This window comes from Amycolatopsis sp. EV170708-02-1, assembly GCF_022479115.1.
In the GTDB taxonomy this organism is placed as follows: domain Bacteria; phylum Actinomycetota; class Actinomycetes; order Mycobacteriales; family Pseudonocardiaceae; genus Amycolatopsis.
In genome coordinates this window covers 1433287-1459371 of record NZ_CP092497.1, presented here as the reverse complement: position 1 = coordinate 1459371, position 26085 = coordinate 1433287, and the positions used below count along the sequence as shown (strand labels likewise).

Sequence of the window (26085 nt, the reverse complement as noted above, 5' to 3'; positions counted from 1 at the left end):
GCCCCCTTCCCTACCTTCAGGGTAGGCAAGGAGGCCTTCACCACCTCCCGTACAGACCGCCCGAGGATCAGCCGCCGGCCGGCAACCCTGCCCGTGCTTCCTGCGCGGTCAACGGACGCACCGACAGCGTGTACTCGTACGTGCTGTCCGGCTGGACCTGGCTGCGCTCCCGCACCGGGTTCGGCGTGTCCCCGACCCCGGTCACCGCGTGGCTCGCGTGCAGCGTGAACCAGCCCTTGTTGCGCTGCAGCTGGAACGGGTACGCCGCCCGGTCGAGATCGTCGAACGGTGTCACGCTGACGTCGTTCGCGCCCGAGACCAGCAGGCCACCGGTCCGGCCGTCGGTGAGCAGCGCCCACCGGCTGTCGGTGTGGTTGCCGTGGTCCTGCGGCCGGTGGTACTCGACGTACTGTTCGTCCACCGTGCTCGACTGCACACCGATCGGCGTCCCGTCCTTGCGGTCGACGTAGCTCTCGGCTTTCCGTCCATACCAGGCGAACCGGTCATATCGGTCCGGCACCGCCAGTGAGACACCGATCCGCGGCAGATACGGGAGGGTGCGCACACTCCCCTGCGGAATCACCCGGTTGCCGAGACTCAAAGTCCCGCTCCGGTCCACGGCGTAGGTCATCGTCTGGTCGAACCAAGCCCCGGCGACGTCCGGCGCCGCGACCCGGCTGTCGACGATCACCCGAACGCCACGCGAACCGTCCTTCTCGACCCGCACCCCGGTGACCGTGGTCTTCAACCGGTCGAGCCCGGCCTTCCGCCAGTCCTCGCCCTCGGCCCTGCCCCAGGCGAACGTCTCGTTGCTGATCGGTGCCCGCCACGCGTCGAGCTTCGGCCCACCGCTCAACAGTTCCTTGCCCTGGTGCCGGATGGACGTCAGCGTGCCGGTGGCCTTGTCCACCCGGTACGTGACGCCTGCCGCCGACGCCGTCACCGAAGCAGCGTCCTCGACGACTCCGACGGACTTCCCGTCGAGCGGAGTCCTGTCCAAGCCTGGAACCCGCTTCCCGCCCAGAGAGAACTGATCGTGCGCCAGGACATGTCCTCGCGCCAGCATCGGCTCGCCCTGGGTCGTCACCGCTTCGACGGTGAGGAACCGCTCGCGGTCCGCGGGATTCGGCGGCACCGGGACGGTGACCTTTCCGATCGACCCGGCCCCGACCCGCAACGGCTGCTCGCCCCGGGCGACCACCCGGGAGCCTTCCTGGATCCGCCACCGCAGGTTCAGCTCGTCGGTGCCCTTGAACTGCCGCTCGTTGGTCACCGAAACCGTGCCGCCCGAGTAGGCGAATCGGAGCGGCTGATGCGCCCAGGCCATCTGCGCGGTTTCCGGCTGCACCGAACGGTCCGAACCGATCAGACCGTCCACACCGGACAGACTAGACCCGTACGACAGGTGGCTCCCCAGCTCCGTGACACTGTCGAAGTCCAGCGCCAGAACGGCCCCGCCCACCGGAGTGGTGCCGGACAACTCCGTGGCGGACAACGGCTTGTCGTAGATACGGACGTCGTCGACGGCACCGCGGCCCATCCAGCCGATGCTCGACGGGTCGTTCCACGACGTCTCGAAGTCCCGGCCGATGTTCACCTCCGCCGAAGACGAGTCGATCGTGCCGGTGAACGGTTTGCTCCCGATCTCCTTGCCGTCGAGGTAGAGCCGCAGGGCCGTGCCGTCGTAGGTTCCGCTCACCCGGTGCCAGTTCCCGTAGAAGTCGGCGGGCACCTTCGCCTGGACCGCCTGCCACGTTCCACTGTGGATGAAGAACTCCAGTGTGTCCTGCGTCTTCATCTTCAGCGCGTACTGATGGTCGCCCTTGCCGAGGATGCGGAAGTCGCCGGTCCACTTCCCCGGTTTCACCCAGGCGTCCAAGGTGAGCGCCTTCCCGGTGATGTCGAGTTTCCGGTCGCGGTAGACCTCGACGAAATCGTCGAGGCCGGACAGTCCCAGAGCCTTTCCTCGATGCCCTTCCACCAGATCCGGCTTTCCGGTGACATGCGCCGAGATGTCGTTGCCCGACGAATCGAGCGTGATCCGGATCGGCTGCCGGATGTTCTGTTCCGCCCAGTCCCAGATGAACCCGCCCTGGGTCTGCGGATTCGCCCGGATCGTGTCCCAGAACTCCCGGAAGTTGCCAAGACTGTTGCCCATCGCGTGGGCGTACTCGCCGAAGATCAGCGGTTTCGTGGTGTTCTTCGCCTGTTCGGCGAACTTCTCCGGCGACGGATACCGCGGTCCCCACACGTCGGCGAACGGCGCGTCACCGTCCGGACTGTTCGACTGGTGGTAGATCGGCCGGGTCGGCTCGTTCGCGTCCAGCCACTCCGCCAGCGCGAAGTGATGCGCGCCGAGACCGGCCTCGTTACCGGTGTCCCACAGGAAGACACTCGGATGGTTCTTGTCCCGTTCGACCATGCCGATCATGCGGTCGAAGAACGCGTCCCGCCAGGCCGGGTCGTTCGCCTGGCAGTACTGAGCGCAGTTCTCGTGGTTGTGGGTCTCGATGTCGATCTCGTCGTCGATCCAGAGCCCGTGCCGGTCGGCCAGCTCGTAGAAATAGGGATCCGACGGGTAGTGCGAGGTGCGGACCGCGTTGACGTTGAGCTGTTTCATCAGCGCGACGTCGCGTTCCTGCGCGCGCCGGGGCACGTGCCTGCCGTGGTCGGGGTCGGTCTCGGCGCGGTTGACGCCCTTGAACAGCACCCGTTTCCCGTTGACCAGCAGCTGCTTGTCGCGGATCTCGATCTCGCGGAACCCGACCGTCTCACTGGTGATGTGCGTGACGCGGCCGTCGGGCGCGGTCAGCGTGAGGACGGCCGTGTACAGGTTCGGTGTCTCGTCGGTCCACTTCGCCGGATTCCGGACGGGCAGGCTCAGCGTGGTCTTGCCGCCCGCGTCGACCTCCCCGCTCGTGGTCCCGGCCTCCCTGCCCGCCGCGTCGCGCAGGCTCAGCCCGACGCGGTGCCTGCCCGTGGTTCCGCCCGGTTTGGCGGCGACCTCGACCGCGGCCTTGAGGGTGGCGTCGGTGTAGGTCGCGTCGAGGTCGGTCGTCAGCCCGACGTCCTGGATGAACGTCCCCGGCGTCGAATGCAGCGTCACCGAGCGGAAGATGCCCGAGTACCGCCACTGGTCGACGTCTTCCAGGTAGGCGCCGGCGCTCCAGCGGTGCACCTGCACGGCGATCCGGTTCGGTCCCGGCCGCAGCGCGGACGAGATGGCGAACTCCGCCGGCGTGTAGCCGCCCTGGTCGTAGCCGATGTACTTCCCGTTCACCCAGACGAAGTATGCCGACGTGACGCCCTCGAACCGCAGGAAGGTCTCGCGTTCCGTCCAGTTCGCGGGCAGGGTGAAGTCGCGGACGTAGGCGCCGGTCGGATTGACGTCACGGGGGACGCGCGGCGGGTCGTCGGGCTGGATCTCGGTGGCGATGTTGCGGAAGATCGGGTGGTCCAGACCGTCCGTCTGCCACGTGTGCGGCACGGACACCTCGCGCCAGCGGGACGCGTCGTAACCGTCGTCGTGGAATCCCGCCGGGACCTGGGACGGGTTGTCCGCCATGGCGATCCGCCATTTGCCATCGAGCGAAACCGTGTACGGGCTCCGTTCGTCGCGACGGGCCGCCGCGGAAACGTCCGCATACGGCTTAAGGAAAGCGTGCGGTGGTTCCTGTCCTTCGGAGACTTTTCGTGGATCGTCGAGATAGGACTGGACGTCGGCGGCTGCCGGAGTGGCGGCCGCGACGAGGGTCCCGGCGAGCATCGCCAGGACCAGGACCATGGGGCGTGTTCGCAGCACTGCGTTCAACCTCCCAGAGAGTTCAGCTGAGCCGGAAGCTGACCCGTTGACGATCCCGCACGGCGGTACCGGGACGGAAGACCAAGATCCTTCCCTTGTCGTGGGCCAAATAGGTGGCAGGTTCACCCAGGAGGCGGAACGACACCGCCAGCCGGTCGGAAAGGCCCGGCACCTGGGTGAAACTCGCCGCCCGGCCGTAGGCGTCGCTTTCGTCGTACGGATCGATCCGCACGGTCGTCGCGTCCACCACCCGGACGTACCGGTCCGGGAAGTTCACCGACTGCAGTGCGACAGTGCCCGCGCCGCGGAAACCGGCGACGACGCGGAACTGGGAATCGGCCAGTTCGCGGACATTGCCGTCCGCGGTCAGCCGGTACTCGTAATGCCGCACGTACAAGGCGGGATCGTCCAACGGGGACAGCCGCACGCAAGGGCCGCCTTTGCCGACCGGGACACCGAAACTCGGCGTCCCGTCGGCGTTCCAGTACAGCCGCTGCACCCGGGTGTGCCGATTCGGGTCGTACAGCGGGTCTCCGGTGATGTCGCGGTAGTCGCGGGCGTGGTACACGAGGACGTCGGAGCCGTCCTCGGCGACGGTGAACGAGTTGTGCCCAGGACCGTACTGCCGGGTCGCCTCGTTCGTGGTGAACACCGGCTGCGGCGACTTCGTCCACGAACGCGGGTCGAGCAGATCCGACCGTTCGTCCGCGGTCAGCAAGCCCATGCAGTACCGGGCGTCGGTGGCACTGGCCGAGTAGGTCATGAACACCCGGCCGTTGCGGACGAGCACCGCCGGCCCTTCGTTGACCTTGAACCCCTGGATCTCCCAAGGCAGCGTCGGCACCGCGAGCCGGACGGGATCACCCTTGAGCGCCAGCGGCGAGGCCATCTCGGCGAGGTACAGATTGCTGTTGGTCGCGATCCCGGGTTCGCTCTGCGCCCAGGCGAAGTACCGCTTGCCTCGATGCTCGAACGTCGTCGAGTCCAGCGTGAAGGTGTCCCACTTCGTCACCATCTGCCCGCGCAGCACCCACGTTCCCGCGCGTGGATCGTCCGAAGTGGACTCCAGCACGTAGGTCCGGATGCGGAACACGTCGTCCGAGTCGCCCGCGGCGAAGTAGACGTACCAGCGCCCGTCGATCCGGTGCAGTTCCGGCGCCCAGATGTGGCCGCCCATCTTCCCGGACGGCGGACGACGCCAGATCGTCGTCTCCCTGGCGGTGGCCAGGCCGTCGAGTGTGGCGGCGCCGCGGACGACGATGCGGTCGTATTCGGGCACCGAACCGGTCAGGTAGTACATCCCGTTCACCAGCCGGGTGATGAACGGATCGGCCCGCTGCTCGACCAGCGGGTTCCGCGTGGTCAGCGGCACGGGGGCGGTTTCGGCGGCCTGCGCCGTGCCCGGCGTCAAGCTTCCGACTGCGGTGGCGGCAAGCAGTCCGCCTCCCGCTCTGAACAGGTCACGTCGGTCGATGGTCATGGTCATCCCCTCACTCGGGCCGGGAACCGCAGGAAGGTCACGGAGTTCGGTGGGAAGGTGTAGGTGAAGGTGTTCGACACGCCGGAGAACCGCGATTCGCGAGGTGCGATCGGCGTGGTGAAGGCGGTGTTGACGTCGTCCGGCGAGCCCTGCAACGTCGTCACGCGGGCGGTCGCGCCAGGCTGGACGCGGGTGCCGAGGTCGACCCGGGTCCGGGCCGCGGCGGCCTGCGCGTTGACCACCTTGACCAGCAGTTCACCGGTCTTGACGTCGCGCGTGACGACCTGGCGGAACGGTTCGGCGATCTTGTCGTCGGTGAACGAACCCCATTTCTGTCCGTCGAGGAACAGCGTCACCTGGCGGCCACGGACCTCGACGCGCAGGTCGTACTGCCTGCCGGTCTCGATCTTGGTGTCGTTCTGGAGCAGGGTCGATTTGCCCCCGCCTTCGGTCTTCTCGACGGCCGAGACGGTGTTGTTCCAGCCACCGAGGTTCCACCAGTAGTTGTTGCCGGTGTCCTTGACGCCGAACGCGACCAGGAAGCCTTCCTTGCCGCCGGTCTTGGTCGCCTTCACCGAGAAGTCGTAGTTGCTCCACGACGGATCACCAGCGGTCACCAGGGTGTTCTCGGCGGCCTGGTCGGACTGGACGTACGCCCCGTTCGACACCGCCCACGACCCCCGCCCGGCGACCTTCGTCCAGCGCGAATCGTCGCCGGAGAAGTCGTCCGAGAACAGTTGGGCGCCGTCGGCCGAGGTGACCTTGACGTCGTCGTACGCCGCGCTCGTCGCCCAAGTGGACAGTCCCACCGCACCCGAGATGGGCGCGACCGTGGACGGTGTACCGGAGGCCTTGCTCGGGACGACGTGATCACCGACGTTGGTCATGAACAGCTTCTGTGTCTCGTAGCTGGCCGAAGCCCAGGACCGCTGGTTGTCGAACCAGATCATGTCCGGCTTCCACTGCACGTAGTCGGTGTTCGCCAGCAGGGGCGCGTACGACGCGAGCTTGACGACGTCGGCGTTCCGCTCCAGCCCGGTCATGTACGCGGCTTCGGCCAGCGCGTTGCCGAACTTGTTGTCGAGCGACGCGTACTCGCCGAGGAACACCTTCGGCCCGTTGCGGTCGTAGGAGTCGTACCGCTGGTTGTTCTGGAGGAACCACTGCGGACTGTTGTAGTAATGCTCGTCGACCATCGAGACCTTCGCGTTCCGGTTCAGCTCCCACAGCCGGTCGAACGTCCCGCCGGTGTCGTCCGGTCCCGAGTTGCTGATCACCGTGATGCCCGGGTACTTCGCCGCGATCGCCTTGCGGAACTCGGTGAAGCGGGCGAAGAACTCGTCGGGCAGGTTCTCCTCGTTGCCGACGCCGACGTGCGTCAGGTTGAACGGCGCCGGATGCCCCATCTCGGCCCGCTTCCTGCCCCAGGTCGAGGTGACCGGGCCGTTGGCGAACTCGATCAGGTCGAGCGTGTCCTGGATGTGCCGCCGCAGCAGCGCCGGATCGTCGGTCGCCTTGTTCTGCCCGCAGCCGGTGACCAGCGCCGGCACCACCGGCAGCGGCATCGCGCCGATGTCCTCGGAGAACTGGAAATACTCGTAGTAGCCGATGCCGTAGGACTGGTTGTAACCCCAGAAGTTCGCGTTCGTGGCCCGCTGCTCGACCGGCCCGATCGTGTCCTTCCACTGGTACGAGCGTTTCCGCTCCCAGTTCGGCGCCTCGTAGCCCTGGTGGCTGCCGGTGTTGACCAGGCAGCCGCCGGGGAAGCGCACGAAGCCGGGCTTGAGCGCGGCGATCTTCTCGGCGAGATCGGCCCGCATGCCGTTCGGCCGGTTCTTGTAGGTGTCGCGCGGGAACAGCGACACCATGTCCAGCCGCAGCGTGCCACCGCCGGACGCGGTCAGCGCGAGCCTGCCCAGCGCGCTCGACTCCCGCGCCCGGACGGTGCCGGTGTAGCGCACCCAGCCGTCGCCGCGGACCTGGACCCGCACCGGATCGGCGAGCGCCTTGCCCGCCGGATCGGTGACGGCGGCGGTGAGCGGGGTGCCCGCCGCGCGATCCGTCCGCGCGAACACCGAGAAGTCGTACTGCTTGCCCTTCTCGACCCGGATCCCCGAGTTGTAGCCGGAGTTCGCGACGCCGTATTCGCCACGGGTGAGGTCGAGCTTGAGATAGCGCCGGTTCCGTTCGTTGAGCCGCCGGTCGTCGTCGGCCACCGTCGCCGTGCCGGTTCCCCCGTTGAGCGAAGTGGGTGCCCACGACGTCAGCGGGGTGTACGAGGCATTGTCGGCCTTGTCGTACTCGAACGACCGGTTCTGCACGAGTTCGGCGTACAGGCCGCCGTCCGCGGCGCGGTTGATGTCCTCGAAGAAGACGCCGTACATCGAACGGTCGATCGTGGCACCGCGTCCCGCCGCGTCCACGGCGAGGCTGTAGTCGGTCGTCGGTGTCTGGCCCGAAGCGGTCTGAACGGGCACGAGGACACCGGCGGCGATGGTCAGGGACAGCACACTGATCCGGGTTGACCTGCTGCGCACAGCACTTCCTTTCGCTTCTTTGCGAGGAAAGCGGGGGCTGAAGGACGCTTTCCCCGCATGCGACGCGGGGAAAGCGCCCTTCACCGCGTGAGATGAGGGGAAAGGCCCCTTCAGCCCACCGCGGCCGTCAGGCGGCGGTCCGGGCCCGCCGCTTGGTCCAGATGTCGTAGGCGACCGCGGCGAGCAGCACGAATCCCTTGACCAGGTTCACGCTCTCCGTCGGCGCGCCGATCAGGGACATGCCGTTGTTGATCACGCCCATGATGAGACCGCCGGTGATCGCGCCGACCACCTTGCCGACGCCGCCCTGCACCGCGGCGCCGCCGATGAACGCCGCGGCGATCGCGTCGAGTTCGAACATGTTGCCCGCGGTCGGCCCGGCCTGGTTGAGCCGTCCGGCCACGATGATCCCCGCGAGCGCGGAAAGCACGCCCATGTTGACGAAGATCCAGAACGTCACGGACTTGACCTTCACGCCGGACAGCGTCGCGGCCTGGAGGTTCCCGCCGATGGCGTAGATGTGGCGGCCGAAGACCGCGCGCGTCGTCACCACCGAGTAGCCGATCACCAGCACCGAAAGCAGGATCAGCACCCACGGCAGGTTCTTGTACCGCGCCAGCTGGACCACCACGAACAGCACGACGGCGGCCGCCGCGGCGATCTTCAGCAGGAACATCGGCAGCGGGTCCACCTCCTGCAGGTAGTTCAGCCGGGCCGTCCGCTTGCGCCACCGCGAAACGATCGCGCCCGCGATAGCCAGGGCGCCCACGAGCAGGCTGACCACGTCGGCGCCGCCGAGCGGGCCGAGCCCGATGTTGCCGAGGTAGCCGCCGGTGAACCCGTTCGCCAGCGTGCGCACCTCGTCCGGGAACGGGCCGATCCCCTGGTTCCCCAGCACGGTGAGCGTCAGCGCGCGGAAGATCAGCATCCCGGCCAGCGTCACGATGAACGCGGGGATCCCGAAGTAGGCGACCCAATACCCTTGCCACGCCCCGATCACCGCGCCGACGGCCAGCGTGATCAGCAGCGCGAGCGGCCACGCCATGCCCATGTTCACCATCAGCACGGCCGAGATCGCGCCGGTCAGGGCCACCACGGAGCCGACCGACAGGTCGATGTGCCCGGCGATGATGATCAGGATCATGCCGATCGCGAGGATCAGCACATACGAGTTCTGCACGATCAGGTTCGAGATGTTCTGCGGTTCCAGCAGCGCGCCGCCGGTGAGGATCGAGAACAACACGACGATCAGCGCGAACGCGACGTAGATGCCGCTCTCGCGCGGGTTGAACGAGATCCGGCGCGGCGCCCTGGCCGGCGCGGCTCCCTGCTGGTCACCGACACCGGTGACGGTGTCGGCGGAGGCGGTGCTCATGTCTTACTCCTGTTCCCTGGTCATCGCCCGCATGAGGACCTCTTGGGTGGCCTCGGCCCGGCCGACCTCACCGGTGATCCGGCCCGCCGACAACGTGTAGATCCGATCGCACAGACCGAGCAGTTCCGGCAGCTCGGACGAGATGACCAGCACGGCCTTCCCCTCGTCGGCGAGCCGGTTGACGATCGTGTAGATCTCGTACTTCGCGCCGACGTCGATACCGCGCGTCGGCTCGTCGAGGATCAGCACGTCCGGATCGGTGAGGATCCATTTGGACAGCACGACCTTCTGCTGGTTGCCGCCGGAAAGCGTGCCGGTCACGCTGCGCACGTCCGGTGCCTTGATGTTCATGCTCTTGCGGAATTCTTCGGCGACACGGTGTTCTTCGTTCTCGTCAACCCAGCCGCGGCGCGCGAGTTTGCGCAGCGCGGCACCGGAGACGTTGCGCTGGATGTCCTCGATGAGGTTCAGCCCGTAGCGTTTGCGGTCTTCGGTGGCGTAGGCGATCCCGTTCGCGACGGCGTCGCCGACCGTGCGCACTTCGATCTCCTTGCCGTCCTTGATCAGGCGGCCGGAGATGTCCTTGCCGTACGAGCGGCCGAACACGCTCATCGCGAGTTCGGTCCGCCCGGCGCCCATCAGGCCCGCCAGCCCGACGATCTCGCCACGCCGCAACGTCAGGCTCGCGCCGTCGACGACGACCCGGCCGTGTTGCGTGGGGCTGTGCACGGTCCAGTCCTCGATGCGGAGGACCTCGTCGCCGATCCGCGGTTCCCTCGGCGGGAACCGGTTCTCCAGTTTCCGGCCGACCATCCCGGCGATGATCCGGTCTTCGGTCACCGTGCTCGCGTCCAGCGTCTCGATCGTCCTGCCGTCGCGCAGGATGGTGATCGAGTCGGCGATCGCGGCGATCTCGTTGAGCTTGTGCGAGATCAGGACGCAGGTGACGCCGTCGTCGCGCAGGCCGCGCAGCAGGTCGAGCAGATGCGCCGAATCGTCGTCGTTCAACGCCGCCGTCGGCTCGTCCAGGATCAGCAGTTTGACCTCTTTGGACAGTGCCTTGGCGATCTCCACCAGCTGTTGCTTGCCGACACCGATGTCGAGCACCGGCGTCACCGGGTTCTCCCGCAGGCCGACGCGCCGCAGCAGCTCGCCGGCCTCGGAGTTGGTCCGGTTCCAGTCGATCAGCCCGCCGCGTGCCTTCTCGTTGCCGAGGAAGATGTTCTCCGCGATGGACAGCTGCTGGCACAGCGCGAGTTCCTGGTGGATGATCACGATCCCGCGGCGTTCACTGTCGCGGATCGCGGAGAACGCGCACGGCTCGCCGTCGAAGACGATCTCGCCGTCGTACGAGCCGTGCGCGTAGACGCCCGAGAGCACCTTCATCAGCGTGGACTTGCCCGCGCCGTTCTCGCCGCAGATCGCGTGGATCTCTCCCCGGCGCACCGACAGGTTGACGTCCTGCAGCGCCTTGACGCCGGGGAAGGTCTTGGTGATCCCCCGCATCCGAAGGATTTCGTCGGTCACGTCGCTACCTCAGCTGTTCCGCTTTGTAGTAGCCCGAGTCGATGAGTTCCTTCTGGTAGTTCCCCTTGTTGAGGATCACCGAATCCAGCAGGAACGCCGGGACGACCTTCTGGCCGTTGTTGTAGTCCGTCGTGTTGTTGGTCTCGGCCTTCCCGCCCTTGAGCACCGCGTCGGCCATCTTGACCGTGGTGTCGGCGAGTTTGCGGGTGTCCTTGAAGATCGTCGAGTACTGCTCGTTCGCGATGATCGACTTCACCGACGCGACCTCGGCGTCCTGGCCGGTGACCACGGGGTACGGCTGGCCCGGGGTGCCGTAGCCGTTGCTCTTGAGCGCCGACAGGATGCCGATGGAGAGCCCGTCGTACGGCGAGAGCACGCCCTGCACCTTGTCGCCGGAGCTGTAGGTCTTGGTCAGCAGGTCTTCCATCCGCCGCTGCGCGGTCGCCGCCTGCCAGCGCAGGATCGCCGCGACGTTGAACGCGGTCTGGCCGCTCTTGACGACCAGCGTCCCGTTGTCGAGGTACGGCTTCAGCACCGACATGGCGCCGTTGAAGAAGAACGTCGCGTTGTTGTCGTCCGGCGAACCCGCGAAGAGCTCGACGTTGAACGGTCCCTTGCCCTCGCCGGGAGAACCGTCCTCCTTGAGCACCTTGAGCCCGGTGAGCAGCGACGTCGCCTGCTGGACACCGACCTTGAAGTTGTCGAAGGTCGCGTAGTAGTCGACGTTCGGTGTGTTGCGGATCAGCCGGTCGTAGGCGATGACCGGGATCTTCTTGTCCGCGGCCTCCTGCAGCTGGGTGGTGATCGCGGTGCCGTCGATCGAGGCGATCACGAGCAGCTTCGCGCCCTTGGTGATCTGGTTCTCGATCTGGTTCACCTGCGTGGGGATGTCGTCCTCGGCGTACTGCAGGTCGACCTGGTAGCCCAGCTTCTCCAGCGCCGCCTTGATGTTGTTGCCGTCGTGGATCCAGCGCTCCGACGACTTGGTCGGCATGGTGACGCCGACGAGGCCGCCCGCGGCGCCTCCCGCGGCCGCCTGCTGATCGACGGTCTTCTCACTCGAACCGCAGGCCGTGAGCGCGGCACCGAGGCCGACCGCCACGGCCAGTGTGGCCAGTTTCGTGAACTTCATTGTTCCTTCTCTCCGGTGGGGACCGATCAGAATCCTTGTGCGAGCCGGTAATAGGCCTGGTTCCAGCGCATCCGGTCGGCGATCGAGGCAGGGGTCGTGGTCTGGTCGATCACCAGCAGTTCGACGTCGAGCATGGTGGCGAAATCCCGGATCGTTTCGGCGCCGACGGCCTGGGTGAGCACCGTGTGGTGCGGGCCGCCCGCGGTGATCCACGCTTCGGCCGAGGTCGCCAGCGACGGCGCCGGCTTCCACACCGCGCGCGCCACCGGCAGATTCGGCAGCGGCTCGTCCGGCGCGACGACCTCGACCTCGTTGGCCACCAGGCGGAACCGGTCGCCGAGGTCGGCGAGGCCGATCACCACGGCGTCACCGGCGGCGGCGTCGAAGACCAGCCGGACGGGATCCTCGCGGCCGCCGATACCGAGCGGATGGATCTCGCAGGACGGCCGGGCGGCGGCGATGCTCGGGCAGACTTCGAGCATATGCGCGCCGAGGATCTTCGGTTCGCCGGGGCCGAAGTGATAGGTGTAGTCCTCCATGAAGGACGTTCCGCGCTCGGAGTCGCGGCCCATCGCCTTCACCGCCGTCAGCAGCGCGGACGTCTTCCAGTCGCCCTCCCCGCCGAAGCCGTAACCGTCGGCCATGAGGCGCTGCACGGCGAGACCCGGGAGCTGTCGCAGGCCGCCGAGATCCTCGAAGTTCGTGGTGAACGCGCCGAAACCGCCGCTCGTCAGGAACGTGCGGAGGCCCTGCTCGATCCGGGCCGCGTAGCGCAGCGATTCGTGCCGCTCCCCCGCCTTGGCGAGCTCCGGCGCGAGCGCATACGTCTCGGTGTACTCCTCGACGAGCGTGTCGACCTCGGCGTCGGGCACCGCGTCGACCAGGGCGACGAGTTCGTTGACGCCGTAGGTGTTCACCGAGACGCCGAACTTCAGCTCCGCCTCGACCTTGTCCCCGTCGGTGACCGCGACGTCGCGCATGTTGTCACCGAACCGCGCGAGCTTGAGCGAGCCGATCGTCTGACGCCCGACCGCCGCGCGGACCCAAGCGTCGATCCGGTCGGCGACCGACGGATCCGCCGCGTGCCCGGCGATGGTCTTGCGCGGCACCCCGAGCCGGGTCTGGATGTAGCCGAACTCGCGGTCGCCGTGCGCGGCCTGGTTCAGGTTCATGAAGTCCATGTCGATGGTCTGCCACGGCAACGCCTCGTTGAGCTGGGTGTGCAGATGCAGCAGGGGTTTCCGCAGCGCGTCGAGGCCGGTGATCCACATTTTCGCCGGCGAGAAGGTGTGCATCCACGCGATCACCCCGACACAGGCGTCGTCCGCGTTCGCTTCGAGCATCACGCGCCGGATCGCCGACGGCTCCGTCAGCACCGGCTTCGCGACGATCTCCGCCGAGATCCGGCCGGTGTCGGCCAGCATCCGCTGGATCTGCAACGACTGGCCCGCGACCTGTTCGAGGGTCTCCTCGCCGTACAGCGCCTGGCTCCCGGTGAGGAACCAGACCTCGGTCTTGCGTTGTGTGCTCACTTCTCTCCCTGCTGGCCGTAGACGTTCTGGTAGCGCGCGTAGAGCCGGTCCACGTCCTGTTCGGACAGTGGTTCCGGCGTGCCCAGCGCGGAAGCGATGTGGACGGTCTTGGCGACGTCCTCGACCATCACGGCGGCCTTGACCGCGTCCCGTGCGGTGCGGCCGACGGTGAACGGCCCGTGGTTGCGCATCAGCACCGCGGGCGACCGGCTGGACCGCAGCGTCTCGACGATGCCCCGGCCGATCGAGTCGTCACCGATCAGCGCGAACGGCCCGACCGGGATCTCGCCGCCGAACTCGTCCGCGATCATGGTGAGCACGCACGGGATCGGTTCCCCGCGCGCCGCCCACGCGGTGGCGTAGGTCGAATGCGTGTGGACGACGCCGCCGACCTCCGGCATGTGCCGGTAGACGTAGGCGTGCGCGGCCGTGTCCGAAGACGGTGCCAGGTCACCGTGGACGACCTCGCCGTACAAGTCGGTGACGACCATCGTGTCCGCGGTCAGGTCGCCGTAGGACACCCCGGACGGCTTGATCACCATCAGGTCGTGCCCGGGGACGCGTGCCGACACGTTGCCCGCGGTCCAGATGACCAGTTCGTAGCGGGTCAGCTCACTGTGCAACCGGGCGACGGTGTCGCGCAGTTCTTCGAACGTGTCCGTGATCTCCACGGCGAGGCTCATCGGTGCTGTCCTTTCCGGACGGAACGGCGGCGGGCGGCGAGCCGGTGCATGACGTCGTTGGCCCCACGGCCGAAGTAGTCGTGCAGCGCGGCGTATTCGGCGTAAAGGTCGTTGTAGGCCTTGACGTTCTCGGGGATCGGCTGGTGGACCGCCCGGCGTACCGAGCCCATCGCCAGCGCGGCGGACGGGACATCGGCGTGCGCTCCGGCGGCGACGGCGGCGTGGATCGCCGACCCCAGCGCAGGGCTCTGCGCCGAGCCCGCCACGGAAAGCGGCAGGTTCGTGACGTCGGCGTAGATCTGCATCAGGAGCGGGTTCTTGACCAGGCCACCGGCGACGATCAGTTCGGTGACCGGCACCCCGGCGCGGTCGAAGGTCTCGATGATCATGCGGGTGCCGAACGCGGTCGCCTCCAGGAGCGCGCGATAGATGTCCTCGGCGGGTCGCGAGGGTCTGCCCGACGACGACGCCGGACAGCTCGTGGTCGACCAGCACCGACCGGTTCCCGCTGTGCCAGTCGAGCGCGACCAGTCCGTGCTCGCCGATCTCCTGTACCGACGCGAGCCGCGTGAGCAGTTCGTGGACGGAGATCCCGGCCTCCCTGGCGTCGTCCACATAGGACGCGGGAACGCCGTGTTCGACGAACCACGCGAAGATGTCGCCGACGCCGCTCTGCCCGGCCTCGTAACCCCACTTCCCGGACACGATCCCGCCGTCGACGACGCCGCACATCCCCGGCACCTCACGCAGTTCGGCGCCGTTCATCACGTGACAGGTGGAGGTGCCCATGATCGCGACCATCTGCCCCGGCTCCACCGCCTGGACCGCGGGCGCGGTGACATGCGCGTCGACGTTGCCGACGGCGACCGCGATCCCCTCGGGCAGCCCGGTCCATTCCGCGGCCTGAGCGCTCAGGCTCCCCGCCTTGGCGCCGAGGGCGCCCAGCGGGTGCACGAGCTTGTCATCCACAAAGGACCCGAAGCCGGGCGCCAGCTCCTCCAGGAACTCCGAGCTCGGGTAGCGGCCGTCCTGGAGAATGCCCTTGTACCCGGCGGTGCACGCGTTGCGGACGTAGGTCCCGGTGAGCTGCCAGACGATCCAGTCGGCGAGTTCGACCCAGTGCCGCATCCGGTCGTAGACCTCGGGCGCCTCTTCGAAGACCTCCAGCGCTTTGGCGAACTCCCACTCCGACGAGATCAGCCCGCCGTAACGCGGGAGCCACGACTCGCCACGCTTCCGCGCCAGCGCGTTGATCCGGTCCGCCTGCGGCTGGGCGGAATGGTGCCGCCACAGCTTCACGTAGGCGTGCGGATCCCCCGCGAACTCGGGCAGCTCGCACAGCGGCGTGCCGTCGGCCGTCGTCGGCACCATGGTGCACGCGGTGAAGTCGGTGCCGATGCCGACGACGTCGGCGGGGTCCGCTCCGGCGGCACGGACGGCCTCCGGCACGGCGGTGCGGAGGACGTCGACGTAGTCCGACGGCACCTGGAGCGCCCAGTCCGGCGGCAGGCCGTGGCCGGTCTGTGGCAGGATCCGGTCGATCACGCCGTGCCGGTACTCCGAAACCGCGCTGCCCAGTTCCGCGCCGTCGCGGACGCGGACCACGACGGCCCGGCCCGACAGCGTCCCGAAGTCGACGCCGACGACCAGCGGCTCCCTTGTACTCACTTCTTCTCCCGAACTGTTAGCGTTCACATTTCTGCTCGAAAACCACGATCATGCGTGCTTGGAGCCGTAACTCACGTGCTTGAAGCCGGATCATGTCGCGTCACGCGTGTTACGGCTCCAAGCACGCGACTTACGCCTTCGATCACGCGAGTCACGTAGTCCGTCTGCTGACGAGGCGTTGCAGCACGATGAAGGCGAACAGCAGCGCACCGGTGATGATCGAGGTCCACCAGGAGTTCAGCGTGCCGTCGAAGGTGATCAGGGTCTGGATGATGCCCAGCACCATGATCCCGAGCACCGTCCCGAGGACGTAGCCGGAGCCTCCGGTGAGCAGCGTGCCACCGATGACGACGGCCGCGATCGCGGTGAGCTCCAGCCCGACGCCGTTGAGCGGATCGCCGGAGGACTTGTACAGCACCAGCAGCAGACCGCCGAGCGCCGAGCAGAACCCGCTGAGCGTGTAGACGGTGATCCGCGTGCGGCCGACGTTGAGGCCCATCAGCAGCGCCGACTTCGGGTTCCCGCCGATCGCGTACACCGTCCGGCCGAACCGCGTGCCGTAAAGGACATACGCGGCGGCGGCGACCACCACGAGCGCGACGACCACGCCGATAGAGATGTGCAACTCCCCGCCGAGCGGGATCTGTGTCTGCGCGAGGCTCGCGACCGTCGGATCGTCGATCGAGTACGCCTGGGTGCTGATCGTGTAACAGAGCCCCCTGGCGAAGAACATCCCGATCAAGGTGGCGATGAACGGCTGGATCTCGAACACCTGGACCAGCACGCCCATCCCGAAGCCGAGCGCCGCGCCGATCGCGAGCACCGCGGGGATCACCGCGAGCACCGGCCAGCCCTGGTTCTGCAGCAGGTCGGCGGAGACCACAGTGGACAGTGCCACCACCGAGCCCACCGACAGGTCGATCCCGCCGGTGAGGATCACGAACGTCATCCCGACGGCGACCACCAGCAGGAAGGCGTTGTTGATGAACAGGTCGAGCACGACCTGCCCGGAGCCGAACGCCGTGTAGCTCGAAGCGCCGTAGACGTACGCGCCGATGAGCATCGCCATCGTCGCCAGGATCGGCAGATGCCGTTGCCGGGGCCGATAGCCCTTGACGCGGTCGAGTGTCGTCATACCCCGGCCTCCACCTTCTCCGGCCGGACGGCGGGTGACGGCGGGGCCGTTCTCCGCCGCCGGGCGAGCTTCCTCCGGAACACCGGCGACTGCAGCAGGCAGACCGCCAGCACGACCACGGCCTTGAACAGCATGATCGCCTGCGGCGCGATGCCGAGCGCGTAGACGGTGGTCGTCAACGTCTGGATGAGCAGCGCGCCGATCACCGAGCCGGTGAGCGAGAACCGGCCACCGGTCAGCTGCGTCCCGCCGATGACGACGGCGAGGATCGCGTCGAGTTCGATGAACTGCCCGGCGTTGTTGCCGTCGGCGCTGTGCACGTTCGCGCTGATCATCAGACCGGCGATACCGGCGCAGAGCGCGCAGAAGACGTAGGTGAGCCAGATCAGCCGGGCCGAGCGGAGCCCGGCGAGCCTGCCCGCCTCCGGGTTGCCGCCCACCGATTCGACCAGCAGCCCCAGCGCCGACCGGCGGACCAGCACGGCGGCGATGGCGAACACGGCCAGCGCGATCAGGATCGCGCTCGGCAGGCCGAAGGTGAACCCGCTGCCGATCCACTCGTAGGGATGCGAATTGACGGTGATGATCTGGCCGCCGGTGATCAGCTGGGCGATACCGCGGCCGGCGACCATCAGGATCAGCGTCGCGATGATCGGCTGGATCCCGAGCACCGCCACGAGCCAGCCGTTCCACACCCCCAGCGCGAGAGCGAGTCCGAGCGCCATCCCGACCGCCGCGAGGGTCCCGCCGACACTGTTCTGGTCACCGAGTCCGCTGATGTGCAGACAGGCGAGCGCGCCGCTGATCGCGACGACGGCGCCGACGGAGAGGTCGATCCCCCGGGTCGCCACCACCAGCGTCATGCCGATCGCGATGAGGATCAGCGGGGCGCCGTTCTTGAGGATGTCGATGAGGTTCCCGTAGAGATGCCCGTCGCGGAATTCGATCGCGAAGAACGCCGGATGGGCGATGAGGTCACCGAGCAGCAGCGCCAGCAGCGCGACGACCGGCCAGAACAACCGATGCTTGGTCATCGTGCGACTCCTTCGGCCATCGTCGCCATCACCTGGTCCGCGGTCAGCGCTTCGTTGTCCAGCACGGCGACCACCGCGCGGTCGCGCAGTACGACGACCCGGTGACTCAGCCGGAGCACTTCTTCGAGTTCGGCGGAGATGAACACCACGGCCATCCCCTCACTCGAAAGCCGCGCGACCAGCCGCTGGATCTCCGTCTTGGCGCCGATGTCGATGCCGCGCGTCGGCTCGTCGAGGATCAGCAGCCGCGGTTCGGTGATGAGCCACCTCGCCAGCAGCACCTTCTGCTGGTTGCCGCCGCTCAGGTCGCCGACCTTCGCCTCGGCGTTGGCGGGCCGGATGTCGAGCGCCTTGATGTAGCGCTCGGCGATCTCGTCCTGCCGCCGCCGCGGGATCGGCCGCGCCCAGCCGCGCGAGGCCTGCAGCGCGAGCACGATGTTCTCGCGCACGGTGAGTTCCTCGACGAGCCCCTCGGTCTTGCGGTTCTCCGAGCAGAACGCGATGCGGTGGTCGAGCCCGGTCCGCGGTGTCTTCAACGCCACCGGCTCGCCGTCGATCCGCACCGAGCCGCTGTCCGCGTGATCGGCGCCGAACAGCAGCCGCGCCAGTTCGGTGCGCCCCGAACCGAGCAGCCCGGCGAGACCGACGACCTCGCCGGACCGGATGTCGAGCGAGAACGGCGCCACACCGCCTTTGCGGCCGACGTCGCCCGCTTCCAGGAAGACGGGCGCCCCGGCGACGTCCGACCGGCTGTGTCCCGCGTCCTCGATGTCTTCGAGCGCCGCGAGTTCCTTGCCGATCATCCTGGTCACCAGGTCGACCGGGGTGATCTCCTCGGTGCGGTACTCCCCGATCAGCTTCCCGTTGCGCAGCACCGTCATCCGGTCCGCGACGGCGAAGACCTGCTCGATGAAATGCGAGACGAACAGGATCGCCATCCCTTGGTCCCGCAGCGAACGCACCACGTTCAGCAGTTGCTCGACCTCGCCGGCGTCCAAACTGGACGTCGGTTCGTCGAGGACGAGCACCCGTGCCTCGACGTCGAGCGCCCTCGCGATCGCGACCAGTTGCTGCACCGCGATCGAGCAGCCGCCCAGCTCGGCCGAAACGTCCACTTCGACGTCCAGCCTGGCCAGCAGCGCGGCCGCCCGGCGGCGCGTCTCGCGCCAGTCGATGCGGCCGCGCCGTCGCGGCTCCTTGCCGAGGCAGATGTTCTCCGCCACCGACAGGTTCGGGCAGAGGTTCACTTCCTGGTAGACGGTGCTCACGCCGGAGCGCTGCGCCTCGCCGGGACCGCTGAAGGCGACCCGGGCACCGTCGAGCTCGATGGTGCCGGCGTCCACCCCGTAGACGCCGGTGAGCACCTTGATCAGAGTGGACTTTCCGGCGCCGTTCTCGCCCATCAGGGCGTGCACTTCGCCGGGGAACATCCGGAAGGAGACGTCGTCGAGGGCGACCACGCCGGGGAATTCCTTCCGGATATGGCTCATCCGCAGCATCGCAGGGGTTTCCGTCATCGGCTCAGTACTGGCGTTGCGGCAGCGCGGCCTTGGCGGCGGCCTGGTCGAACTCGGTCTCGGTGGTCTCGATGCGCGGGGGCACCTGCTCACCGGCGGCGACCTTCTTCACCAGGTCCATCAGCTGCGGGCCGAGCAGCGGGTTGCATTCGACGACGTGGTTGATCTTGCCGTCGGCCAGCGCCTGCAGGGCGTCGCGGACACCGTCGACCGAGACGATCTTGATGTCCTTGCCGGGTACCTTCCCCGCCGCCTCGATCGCTTCGATGGCGCCGAGGGCCATGTCGTCGTTGTGCGCGTACAGCACGTCGATCTTGGGCTGGGACTTCAGGAAGGCCTCCATGACCTCCTTGCCCTTCGCCCGGGTGAACTCACCGGTCTGCGACGCGACGACCTTGAACTTCGGGTTCGACGCGATGACGTCGGCGAAGCCCTTCTTGCGGTCGTTCGCCGGCGCGGAACCGGTGGTGCCCTGCAGTTCCACGATGCTGACGTCGCCCGCCGCCGAGCCGAACTCCTTGGCCAGCCATTCGCCCGCCTTCTTGCCCTCGGTGACGAAATCCGAGCCGAGGAAGGTCTTGTACAGCGACTTGTCCGGCGAATCGACGGCCCGGTCGGTGAGGATCACCGGGATGTTCGCCGTCTTCGCCTCCTTCAGGACGGTGTCCCAGCCGGATTCCACGACCGGCGAGAAGGCGATCACCTTGACCTTCTGCTGGATGTACGACCGGATCGCGGCGATCTGGTTCTCCTGCTTCTGCTGCGCGTCGGAGAACTTCAGCTCGATCCCGGCCGCCTTCGCGGACTCCTGGATCGACTTCGTGTTCGCCGTACGCCAGCCGCTTTCCGCGCCCACCTGGGCGAAGCCGAGGGTGAGGGCGCCGCCGCCACCCGTCCCGCCACCTCCGCCGCACGCGGAGAGCAGGAGCAGCCCGGCCACTCCGGCCACGATCGCCGTCCACGGTTTTCTTGCCACATCGACTCCTAGATCCGCACTGATCAATTGAGTTAGCGTTAACACTCGTGTCTTCGAGCCTCGGGAACGGCTCTCGGAGCTACGAAAGACCGGTGCTCTCCCGCACGATCAGTTCGGGGACCACCAGGTCGCGGTCTCGGTCCTCACCGCCGTTCATGCGGCGGCGGAGCAGGTCGAACGTGCGCCTGCCGACTTCGACGAAGTCCTGGCGCACCGTCGTCAGCGGCGGCGTGTAGTACGCCGCCTCGGGAACGTCGTCGAAGCCGACGATCCGCATCTCCCCCGGCACGTTCACGCCGGCCTCGGTGCAGGCGCGAAGGAAACCGAGGGCCATCTGGTCGTTGGCCACGAACACCGCGTCCAGGCCCTTTTCGCCGACGAGGGATCGCCCCGCCGCGTACCCGGACCGCGCACTCCAGTCACCGCGGATGACGGGCGGGATCCGCGCGCCGTGGCGTTCCAGGGTCTCGCGCCAGCCACGTTCGCGGTCGAGCGCCTCCAGCCAGTCTTCGGGCCCGGCCACGTGCCAGACGGTCTCGTGCCCGAGGCCGAGGAGATGCTCGGTGGCGCGGCGCGCGCCGTCGTACTGGTCGACCGAGATCACCGGGACCGGCGCCTTCTCGCCACCACCGACCGCGACGAGCGGCACGTCGCTGGGGGCCGCCTCCAGCGCACGGGCGGCGGTGACATGCGGCGCGATCACGACGATGCCCTCGACGGCCTGGCGCCGCAGGCGCTCCACCGCGTCGGTGATGGAAGACCGGCCCGGACGGCTGATGCTCGTTATGGTCGTCGCGTAGCCCGCCTCGCGAGCGGCGTGCTCGATGCCGCTCAAGGTGCTGGCCGGGCCGTAGAGGTTGGCCTCCAGCGCGACCACGCCGAGCGTGCCCGAGCGGCCGGTGACCAGCGCGCGGGCGACCGAGTTCGGCCGGTAGTCCAGCTGCTCGATGGCGGCGTTGACGCGGACGCGCGTCTCGGCGCGGACCGGGCCGGTGCCGTTGATGACCCGCGAGACCGTCATATGCGAAACACCCGCGAGCGCGGCCACGTCGGTGAGACTGGCCTGCTTGCTCTCGGTGGTTTCGCGTGCCATCGCCTGTCTCCCAATCCCGGTACCGTGTGACGAGTGCCGCAAGTGTTAGCGATAACACGAGCCGGGTCAAGCGCTCTCCGAGTCACAGTCGGGTCACAGCCCCGGTCCGTGGGCGGCAGTGGTGCGACGCCGGAGCGTGTCGCGAAAGCCACTTTCGCGACGTTGAATGTCCCGAAAGTGGCTTTCGCGACGCCGATCGGTGCCTCAAAGAGGCCTTCACAGGGTTCAGCTGGAGGCGCGATGGGTGAGCGAGACCGGCAAGATCCGCTGGCGGGGCTTGAGATCCCGGTCGTCCATCACCGCGAGCAGGGTCTCCACCATCGCGTGGACCTGTTCCCGCGGGTCCTGGTGGACCGACGTCAGCGGCGGGTCCATCTCCGGCGCGAGGGTCGCGTTGTCGTCGAAGCTGACGACGGCGACGTCCGAGGGGATCCGCCGTCCGGCGGAATGCAGCGTGCGGAGCGCGCCGAGGGCCATCATGTCGCTGGCCACGAAAACGGCGTCGAGGTCGGGGCGCCGCGCGAGCAGGTTCGACATCGCCTTCGCCCCGCCGGTCAGGGTGAAGTCGCCTTCCTCCATCAGGTCCGCCGGGTCGAGCCCGGCGTCCAGGAGGGTCTTGCGCCAGCCGGAGAGCCGGTCGATCGCCGCGCTCTGGTCCTGCGGGCCCGCGATCGTGGCGATCCGCCGGTGGCCGGCCTCGACCAGATGCGCGACGGCGAGTTTCGCGCCACCCTCGTTGTCGAAGTCGACGACGTGGACACCGCGTTTGAGTCCGGCGGCCTGCCCGCCGTACACGACCGGGATCCTCAGCTGCCGCAACGCCTTGGGCAACGGGTCGGTGCGATGCGGCGCGAACACCAGCACGCCGTCGACGTGGCCGCCGTCCAGGAACCGGACAGTGCGGTCAAGGTCTTCGCGGGTGTCGCTGAAGATCAAGACCATCTGACAGCCGATGTCGGCGAGTTCGCGATAGCCCGCCCGCATTACGGCGGTGCGGTACGGGTCGTCGAGCAGCCGCGCCTCCGGCTCCGACAGGACGACCGCGACCGCGCCGGTCCGCTTGGTGACCAGGGATCTGGCCGCTTGGTTCGGGGAGTACCCGAGTTCGCGGGCCGCGGCCTGGACCTTCTCGCGGGAGCGCGCGCTGACGTAGCCGTCGTCGTTCAGCGCCCGGGACGCCGTCGACCGGCTGACCCCGGCGGACGCGGCGACGTCCTCCAGCGTCGGCCTGCCGTCTTCCCCTGGTCGAGGCCCCACCCGCGCCACCTTCACTCTTCAGCTCCATCCGTACACCGACAGCTTAGTGCTCGGCGGGCGGTGACACTGAGAGCGCTCCCCTGATGGAAACACTCTCATTACAAGCCCTTGACACCGCCATACCTTGGCGACAGACTCTGCGCATCCTGGGAGCGCTCCCATTTTCTCCTCAACCCATCAGCAAGGGACACAATGACGTGAGAAGCATCCGGAACGGCCTGGTGCTGGCACTGGGTATCACGATGACGGCGTTCGGCCTGGCGGCGTGCGGCGGTGACGACGGCGGCGCGCCCGCGGCGTCCGACCCGAACGCGAAGGTCGAACTGTCACTGGCGACGTTCACCGAGTTCGGCTACGAGGAGCTGATTCCCGAGTACGAACGGCTGCATCCGAACATCAAGATCACCCACCGCAAGACCGGTCAGGGCGGGCCCTACCACCAGGACCTGATCACGAAACTGGCCGCGGGTTCCGGTCTCGCCGATGTCACCGCCGTCGAGGAAGGGCATCTGTCGAACGTCCTCGACAAGGGCTCGAAGTTCAACGACCTGACCAAGATAGGCCCGGCGGAGGCGTCCCCCGACCGCTGGCTGGCCTGGAAGTACGACGCGGCGAAGACCAAGGACGGCAAGGTCATCGGCTACGGGACGGACATCGGCCCGCTGGCCATGTGCTACCGCAAGGACATGCTCGAAGCGGCGGGCCTGCCGTCGGACCCCGAAGCGGTCAAACCGCTGTTCGCGACCTGGGACAGCTACTTCGCGGCGGGCGAGCAGTACGTCGCCAAGTCGGGCGGGAAGGCGTGGTTCGACTCGGCCGCGCAGAACTTCAACGCCATGGTCAACCAGCTTCCCACCGGCTACATCGGCAGCGACGACAAGCTCGCGGTGGAAACCAACCAGGGCATCAAGGACGCCTGGACCAAGGTGACCGGCGCCGTCGCGAAAGGACAGTCGGCCAAGCTGACCGCGTTCAGCAACGAGTGGAACTCCGGCTTCAAGCAGGGCGCCTTCGCCACGAAGGTGTGCCCGCGTGGATGCTCGGCGTGATCGAAGAGCATTCCGGCCCGGAGAACGCCGGCAAATGGGCGGTCACCGCGGCCTTCCCCGGCGGCGGCGGGAACTGGGGCGGCTCGTACCTCACCGTGCCCACGCAGTCGAAGCACCCGAAGGAAGCGGCCGAACTCGCCGCCTGGCTGACCGCGCCGGAGCAGCAGATCAAGGCGTTCAAGGCGAAGGGCACGTTCCCCAGCCAGGTCAAGGCGCTGGAGGACCAGGCGCTGCTGGGCGAGACCGACGCCTACTTCGGTGGCGCCAAGATCGGGCAGCTGTTCGCCGAGCAGGCCAAGAAGGTCGCGAAGCCGCAGTACAAGGGCCCCGGTGACGGCCAGATCCAGGAGAACGCGTCGAGCCCGGCGCTCCAGGCGGTCGAACAGGGCAAGTCCGCGGCCGACGGCTGGACGCAACTGCTCGACGCCGCGAAGAAGATCACGCGCTGACCGATGACCGTCGTCGACAAGATCGCGCCGGACAAGGAGAAGGCCGGGGTGCGCACGCCGCCCCGGCCCACCCTCCGCCATCGGCTGAGCCGGTGGGACGTCAAGGTCTCGCCGTACCTCTACATCGCCCCGTTCTTCGTGGTGTTCGGGATCGTCGGGTTGTTCCCCCTGCTCTACACGGCGTACGTGTCGTTGTTCAGCTGGGAGGCCGGCGACGACGATCCGGCCTTCATCGGGCTGGACAACTTCAAGGAACTGTTCGCCGACACGCAGTTCTGGAACGCGCTCGAGAACACCGTCAGCATCTTCCTGCTCTCCAGCGTCCCGCAGCTGATCATCGCGGTGCTCCTGGCGGCGCTGCTCAGCGCCAGGATCCGCGGGGCGACCGGCTGGCGCGTCGGCGTCCTGCTCCCCTACGCTGCCAGCCTGGTGGCGCTCGGCATCATCTTCGCGAATCTGTTCGGGCCGAAGTACGGGCTGGTCAACGGCCTGCTGCAGACGATCGGACTGGACCCGGTCGACTGGCAGGCCGACCGGTTCAGCAGCCATGTCGCGATCGCGATCATGGTGAACTGGCGCTGGACCGGGTACAACGCGCTGATCGTGCTGGCGGCGATGCAGGCCATCCCGAAGGAACTGCACGAAGCCGCCCTCATCGACGGCGCGGGCACCGTACGCCGGTTCTTCAGCATCACGCTGCCCCTGCTGAAGCCGACGCTGATCTTCGTGACGATCACCTCGACGATCGGCGGCCTGCAGATCTTCACCGAGCCCAAGCTGTTCGACGCGTTGCCGGGCTCGAACAACGGCGGCTCGTCCAACCAGTTCCAGACCGTGACGCTCTACCTGTACCAAACGGCCTTCGAGAACTACGAACTCGGCTATGCCTCGGCGATCGCGTGGGTGTTGTTCGTGATCATCGTGCTGATCGCGCTGGTGAACTTCTTCCTCACCGGCAGGCTCACGGCGGTGAAGAAGAAATGACGGTTATCCATAGTGGACTCAAGCGAAGCGTTTCGGCGCTGGGCAAGCCACGCAGGGCGACCTATGTCGTGCTCACGATCTTCGTGCTGGGCTCGCTCTTCCCGTTCTACTGGTCGTTCCTGGTGGCCAGCCGGGACAGCGGGATGCTCACCGAACGGGTGCCGCCCTTCCTGCCCGGCGGGAACTTCTTCGCCAACGCGGCGCGGGTGTTCGACACCGTGCCGTTCTGGAAGGCGCTCGCGAACAGCCTGATCGTGTCCGGCACGGTCACGCTCACCACGGTGCTGTTCTCGGCGCTGGCCGGGTTCGCGTTCGCCAAACTGCGGTTCCGCGGCCGGAACGGGTTGTTCGTGTTCATCGTCGTCACGCTCGCCGTGCCGACCCAGCTCGGCATCATCCCGCTCTTCATGGCCATGTCGGAATTCGGCTGGGCGGGCGGGCTGCAGTCGGTGATCGTGCCGAACCTGGTGACCGCGTTCGGTGTCTTCTGGATGCGGCAGTACACGCTGGACGCGGTGCCGTACGAACTGATCGAGGCGGCGCGGGTCGACGGCTGCAGCATGATCCGGATCTTCTGGAACGTCTGCCTGCCCGCGGTGCGCCCGGCGGCGGCGATCCTGGCGATGTTCACATTCATGACGTCGTGGAACGACTTCCTGTGGCCGCTCGTGGTGCTGGACGCCGGCAACCCCACCGTCCAGCTGGCTCTGGAGAAGCTGCAGAGCGGCTACTACGTCGACTATTCGCTGGTGCTGGCCGGAACCACCCTGGCCACCATCCCGATCCTCATCGTCTTCCTCCTCCTCGGCCGTCAGATCGTGGCCGGGATCATGCAAGGTGCCGTGAAAGGGTGAC

Annotated in this window: 16 protein-coding genes and 2 pseudogenes; 3 read left to right on the top strand and 15 right to left on the bottom strand. The window is 67.7% G+C overall.

Going from position 1 to position 26085, the window contains the following annotated elements; all coding sequences use genetic code 11:
- Positions 1 to 67 precede the first annotated feature (67 nt).
- The 15 genes and pseudogenes from MJQ72_RS06575 to MJQ72_RS06505 all read right to left on the bottom strand — a co-directional run bounded on the left by MJQ72_RS06575 (position 68) and on the right by MJQ72_RS06505 (position 22763).
- Positions 68 to 3802 carry a glycoside hydrolase family 2 TIM barrel-domain containing protein gene (locus MJQ72_RS06575; protein WP_240598230.1) on the bottom strand — a complete coding sequence of 1245 codons (3735 nt, stop codon included), beginning with the start codon at positions 3800 to 3802 and terminating at the stop codon, positions 68 to 70.
- A gap of 22 nt (positions 3803 to 3824) precedes the next feature.
- Positions 3825 to 5282 carry a family 43 glycosylhydrolase gene (locus tag MJQ72_RS06570; protein WP_240598229.1) on the bottom strand — a complete coding sequence of 486 codons (1458 nt, stop codon included), beginning with the start codon at positions 5280 to 5282 and terminating at the stop codon, positions 3825 to 3827.
- A gap of 2 nt (positions 5283 to 5284) precedes the next feature.
- Entirely contained in the window at positions 5285 to 7819 is a 2535-nt protein-coding gene (locus MJQ72_RS06565; RefSeq protein WP_240598228.1) for an alpha-L-arabinofuranosidase C-terminal domain-containing protein, read from the bottom strand.
- A gap of 127 nt (positions 7820 to 7946) precedes the next feature.
- On the bottom strand, positions 7947 to 9194 hold the full coding sequence (gene mmsB / locus MJQ72_RS06560) for a multiple monosaccharide ABC transporter permease (protein WP_240598227.1): 1248 nt from the start codon (positions 9192 to 9194) through the stop codon (positions 7947 to 7949).
- A 3-nt stretch (positions 9195 to 9197) separates the two neighbouring features.
- Positions 9198 to 10721 carry a multiple monosaccharide ABC transporter ATP-binding protein gene (gene mmsA / locus MJQ72_RS06555; protein ID WP_240598226.1) on the bottom strand — a complete coding sequence of 508 codons (1524 nt, stop codon included), beginning with the start codon at positions 10719 to 10721 and terminating at the stop codon, positions 9198 to 9200.
- Between the two features lie 4 nt (positions 10722 to 10725).
- Positions 10726 to 11853, bottom strand: a complete 1128-nt coding sequence (chvE, locus tag MJQ72_RS06550; RefSeq protein WP_240598225.1) for a multiple monosaccharide ABC transporter substrate-binding protein — start codon at positions 11851 to 11853, stop codon at positions 10726 to 10728.
- Positions 11854 to 11879: 26 nt separating this feature from the next.
- The gene (gene araA, locus MJQ72_RS06545; RefSeq protein WP_240598224.1) at positions 11880 to 13385 is read right to left on the bottom strand and encodes an L-arabinose isomerase; all 1506 of its coding nucleotides are present in this window, start codon (positions 13383 to 13385) and stop codon (positions 11880 to 11882) included.
- On the bottom strand, positions 13382 to 14068 hold the full coding sequence (locus tag MJQ72_RS06540; protein WP_125782774.1) for an L-ribulose-5-phosphate 4-epimerase: 687 nt from the start codon (positions 14066 to 14068) through the stop codon (positions 13382 to 13384). The genes araA and MJQ72_RS06540 overlap by 4 nt, the downstream gene beginning before the upstream one ends.
- Positions 14065 to 15736, bottom strand: a pseudogene (gene araB / locus MJQ72_RS06535) (ribulokinase). The gene MJQ72_RS06540 and the pseudogene araB overlap by 4 nt, the downstream one beginning before the upstream one ends.
- Before the next feature lie 151 nt (positions 15737 to 15887).
- Positions 15888 to 16871: a galactofuranose ABC transporter, permease protein YjfF gene (gene yjfF / locus MJQ72_RS06530; protein WP_240598223.1), complete on the bottom strand. Its 984-nt coding sequence runs from the start codon at positions 16869 to 16871 to the stop codon at positions 15888 to 15890.
- Positions 16868 to 17905: an ABC transporter permease gene (locus MJQ72_RS06525; protein ID WP_240598222.1), complete on the bottom strand. Its 1038-nt coding sequence runs from the start codon at positions 17903 to 17905 to the stop codon at positions 16868 to 16870. The genes yjfF and MJQ72_RS06525 overlap by 4 nt, the downstream gene beginning before the upstream one ends.
- Positions 17902 to 19404 carry a sugar ABC transporter ATP-binding protein gene (locus MJQ72_RS06520; protein WP_240601268.1) on the bottom strand — a complete coding sequence of 501 codons (1503 nt, stop codon included), beginning with the start codon at positions 19402 to 19404 and terminating at the stop codon, positions 17902 to 17904. The genes MJQ72_RS06525 and MJQ72_RS06520 overlap by 4 nt, the downstream gene beginning before the upstream one ends.
- 22 nt (positions 19405 to 19426) lie before the next feature.
- Positions 19427 to 20398: an ABC transporter substrate-binding protein gene (locus tag MJQ72_RS06515; RefSeq protein ID WP_240598221.1), complete on the bottom strand. Its 972-nt coding sequence runs from the start codon at positions 20396 to 20398 to the stop codon at positions 19427 to 19429.
- A 79-nt stretch (positions 20399 to 20477) separates the two neighbouring features.
- Positions 20478 to 21491 carry a LacI family DNA-binding transcriptional regulator gene (locus MJQ72_RS06510; RefSeq protein WP_240598220.1) on the bottom strand — a complete coding sequence of 338 codons (1014 nt, stop codon included), beginning with the start codon at positions 21489 to 21491 and terminating at the stop codon, positions 20478 to 20480.
- A 225-nt stretch (positions 21492 to 21716) separates the two neighbouring features.
- Entirely contained in the window at positions 21717 to 22763 is a 1047-nt protein-coding gene (locus tag MJQ72_RS06505; RefSeq protein WP_240598219.1) for a LacI family DNA-binding transcriptional regulator, read from the bottom strand.
- A gap of 182 nt (positions 22764 to 22945) precedes the next feature.
- On the opposite strand from MJQ72_RS06505, the pseudogene MJQ72_RS06500 reads away from it, so the two are divergent.
- From MJQ72_RS06500 to MJQ72_RS06490, 3 genes and pseudogenes are all read left to right on the top strand, one after another.
- Positions 22946 to 24246 (top strand): annotated as a pseudogene (locus tag MJQ72_RS06500) (ABC transporter substrate-binding protein).
- 3 nt (positions 24247 to 24249) lie between these two features.
- Positions 24250 to 25230: a carbohydrate ABC transporter permease gene (locus tag MJQ72_RS06495; RefSeq protein WP_240598218.1), complete on the top strand. Its 981-nt coding sequence runs from the start codon at positions 24250 to 24252 to the stop codon at positions 25228 to 25230.
- Positions 25227 to 26084 (top strand): carbohydrate ABC transporter permease, encoded by an 858-nt coding sequence (locus tag MJQ72_RS06490; protein WP_240598217.1) that lies wholly within the window; start codon positions 25227 to 25229, stop codon positions 26082 to 26084. Before MJQ72_RS06495 ends, MJQ72_RS06490 begins: the two co-directional genes overlap by 4 nt.
- Position 26085: the final 1 nt, after the last annotated feature.

Coding starts and splice junctions, on each gene's coding strand:
- MJQ72_RS06540 (WP_125782774.1), bottom strand. CDS start 14,068: ATGAGCCTCGCCGTGGAGATCACGGACACGTTCGAAGAACTGCGCGAC.
- MJQ72_RS06510 (WP_240598220.1), bottom strand. CDS start 21,491: ATGGCACGCGAAACCACCGAGAGCAAGCAGGCCAGTCTCACCGACGTG.
- chvE (WP_240598225.1), bottom strand. CDS start 11,853: ATGAAGTTCACGAAACTGGCCACACTGGCCGTGGCGGTCGGCCTCGGT.
- MJQ72_RS06520 (WP_240601268.1), bottom strand. CDS start 19,404: ATGCTGCGGATGAGCCATATCCGGAAGGAATTCCCCGGCGTGGTCGCC.
- mmsB (WP_240598227.1), bottom strand. CDS start 9,194: ATGAGCACCGCCTCCGCCGACACCGTCACCGGTGTCGGTGACCAGCAG.
- MJQ72_RS06490 (WP_240598217.1), top strand. CDS start 25,227: ATGACGGTTATCCATAGTGGACTCAAGCGAAGCGTTTCGGCGCTGGGC.
- MJQ72_RS06525 (WP_240598222.1), bottom strand. CDS start 17,905: ATGACCAAGCATCGGTTGTTCTGGCCGGTCGTCGCGCTGCTGGCGCTG.
- yjfF (WP_240598223.1), bottom strand. CDS start 16,871: ATGACGACACTCGACCGCGTCAAGGGCTATCGGCCCCGGCAACGGCAT.
- MJQ72_RS06495 (WP_240598218.1), top strand. CDS start 24,250: ATGACCGTCGTCGACAAGATCGCGCCGGACAAGGAGAAGGCCGGGGTG.
- MJQ72_RS06570 (WP_240598229.1), bottom strand. CDS start 5,282: ATGACCATCGACCGACGTGACCTGTTCAGAGCGGGAGGCGGACTGCTT.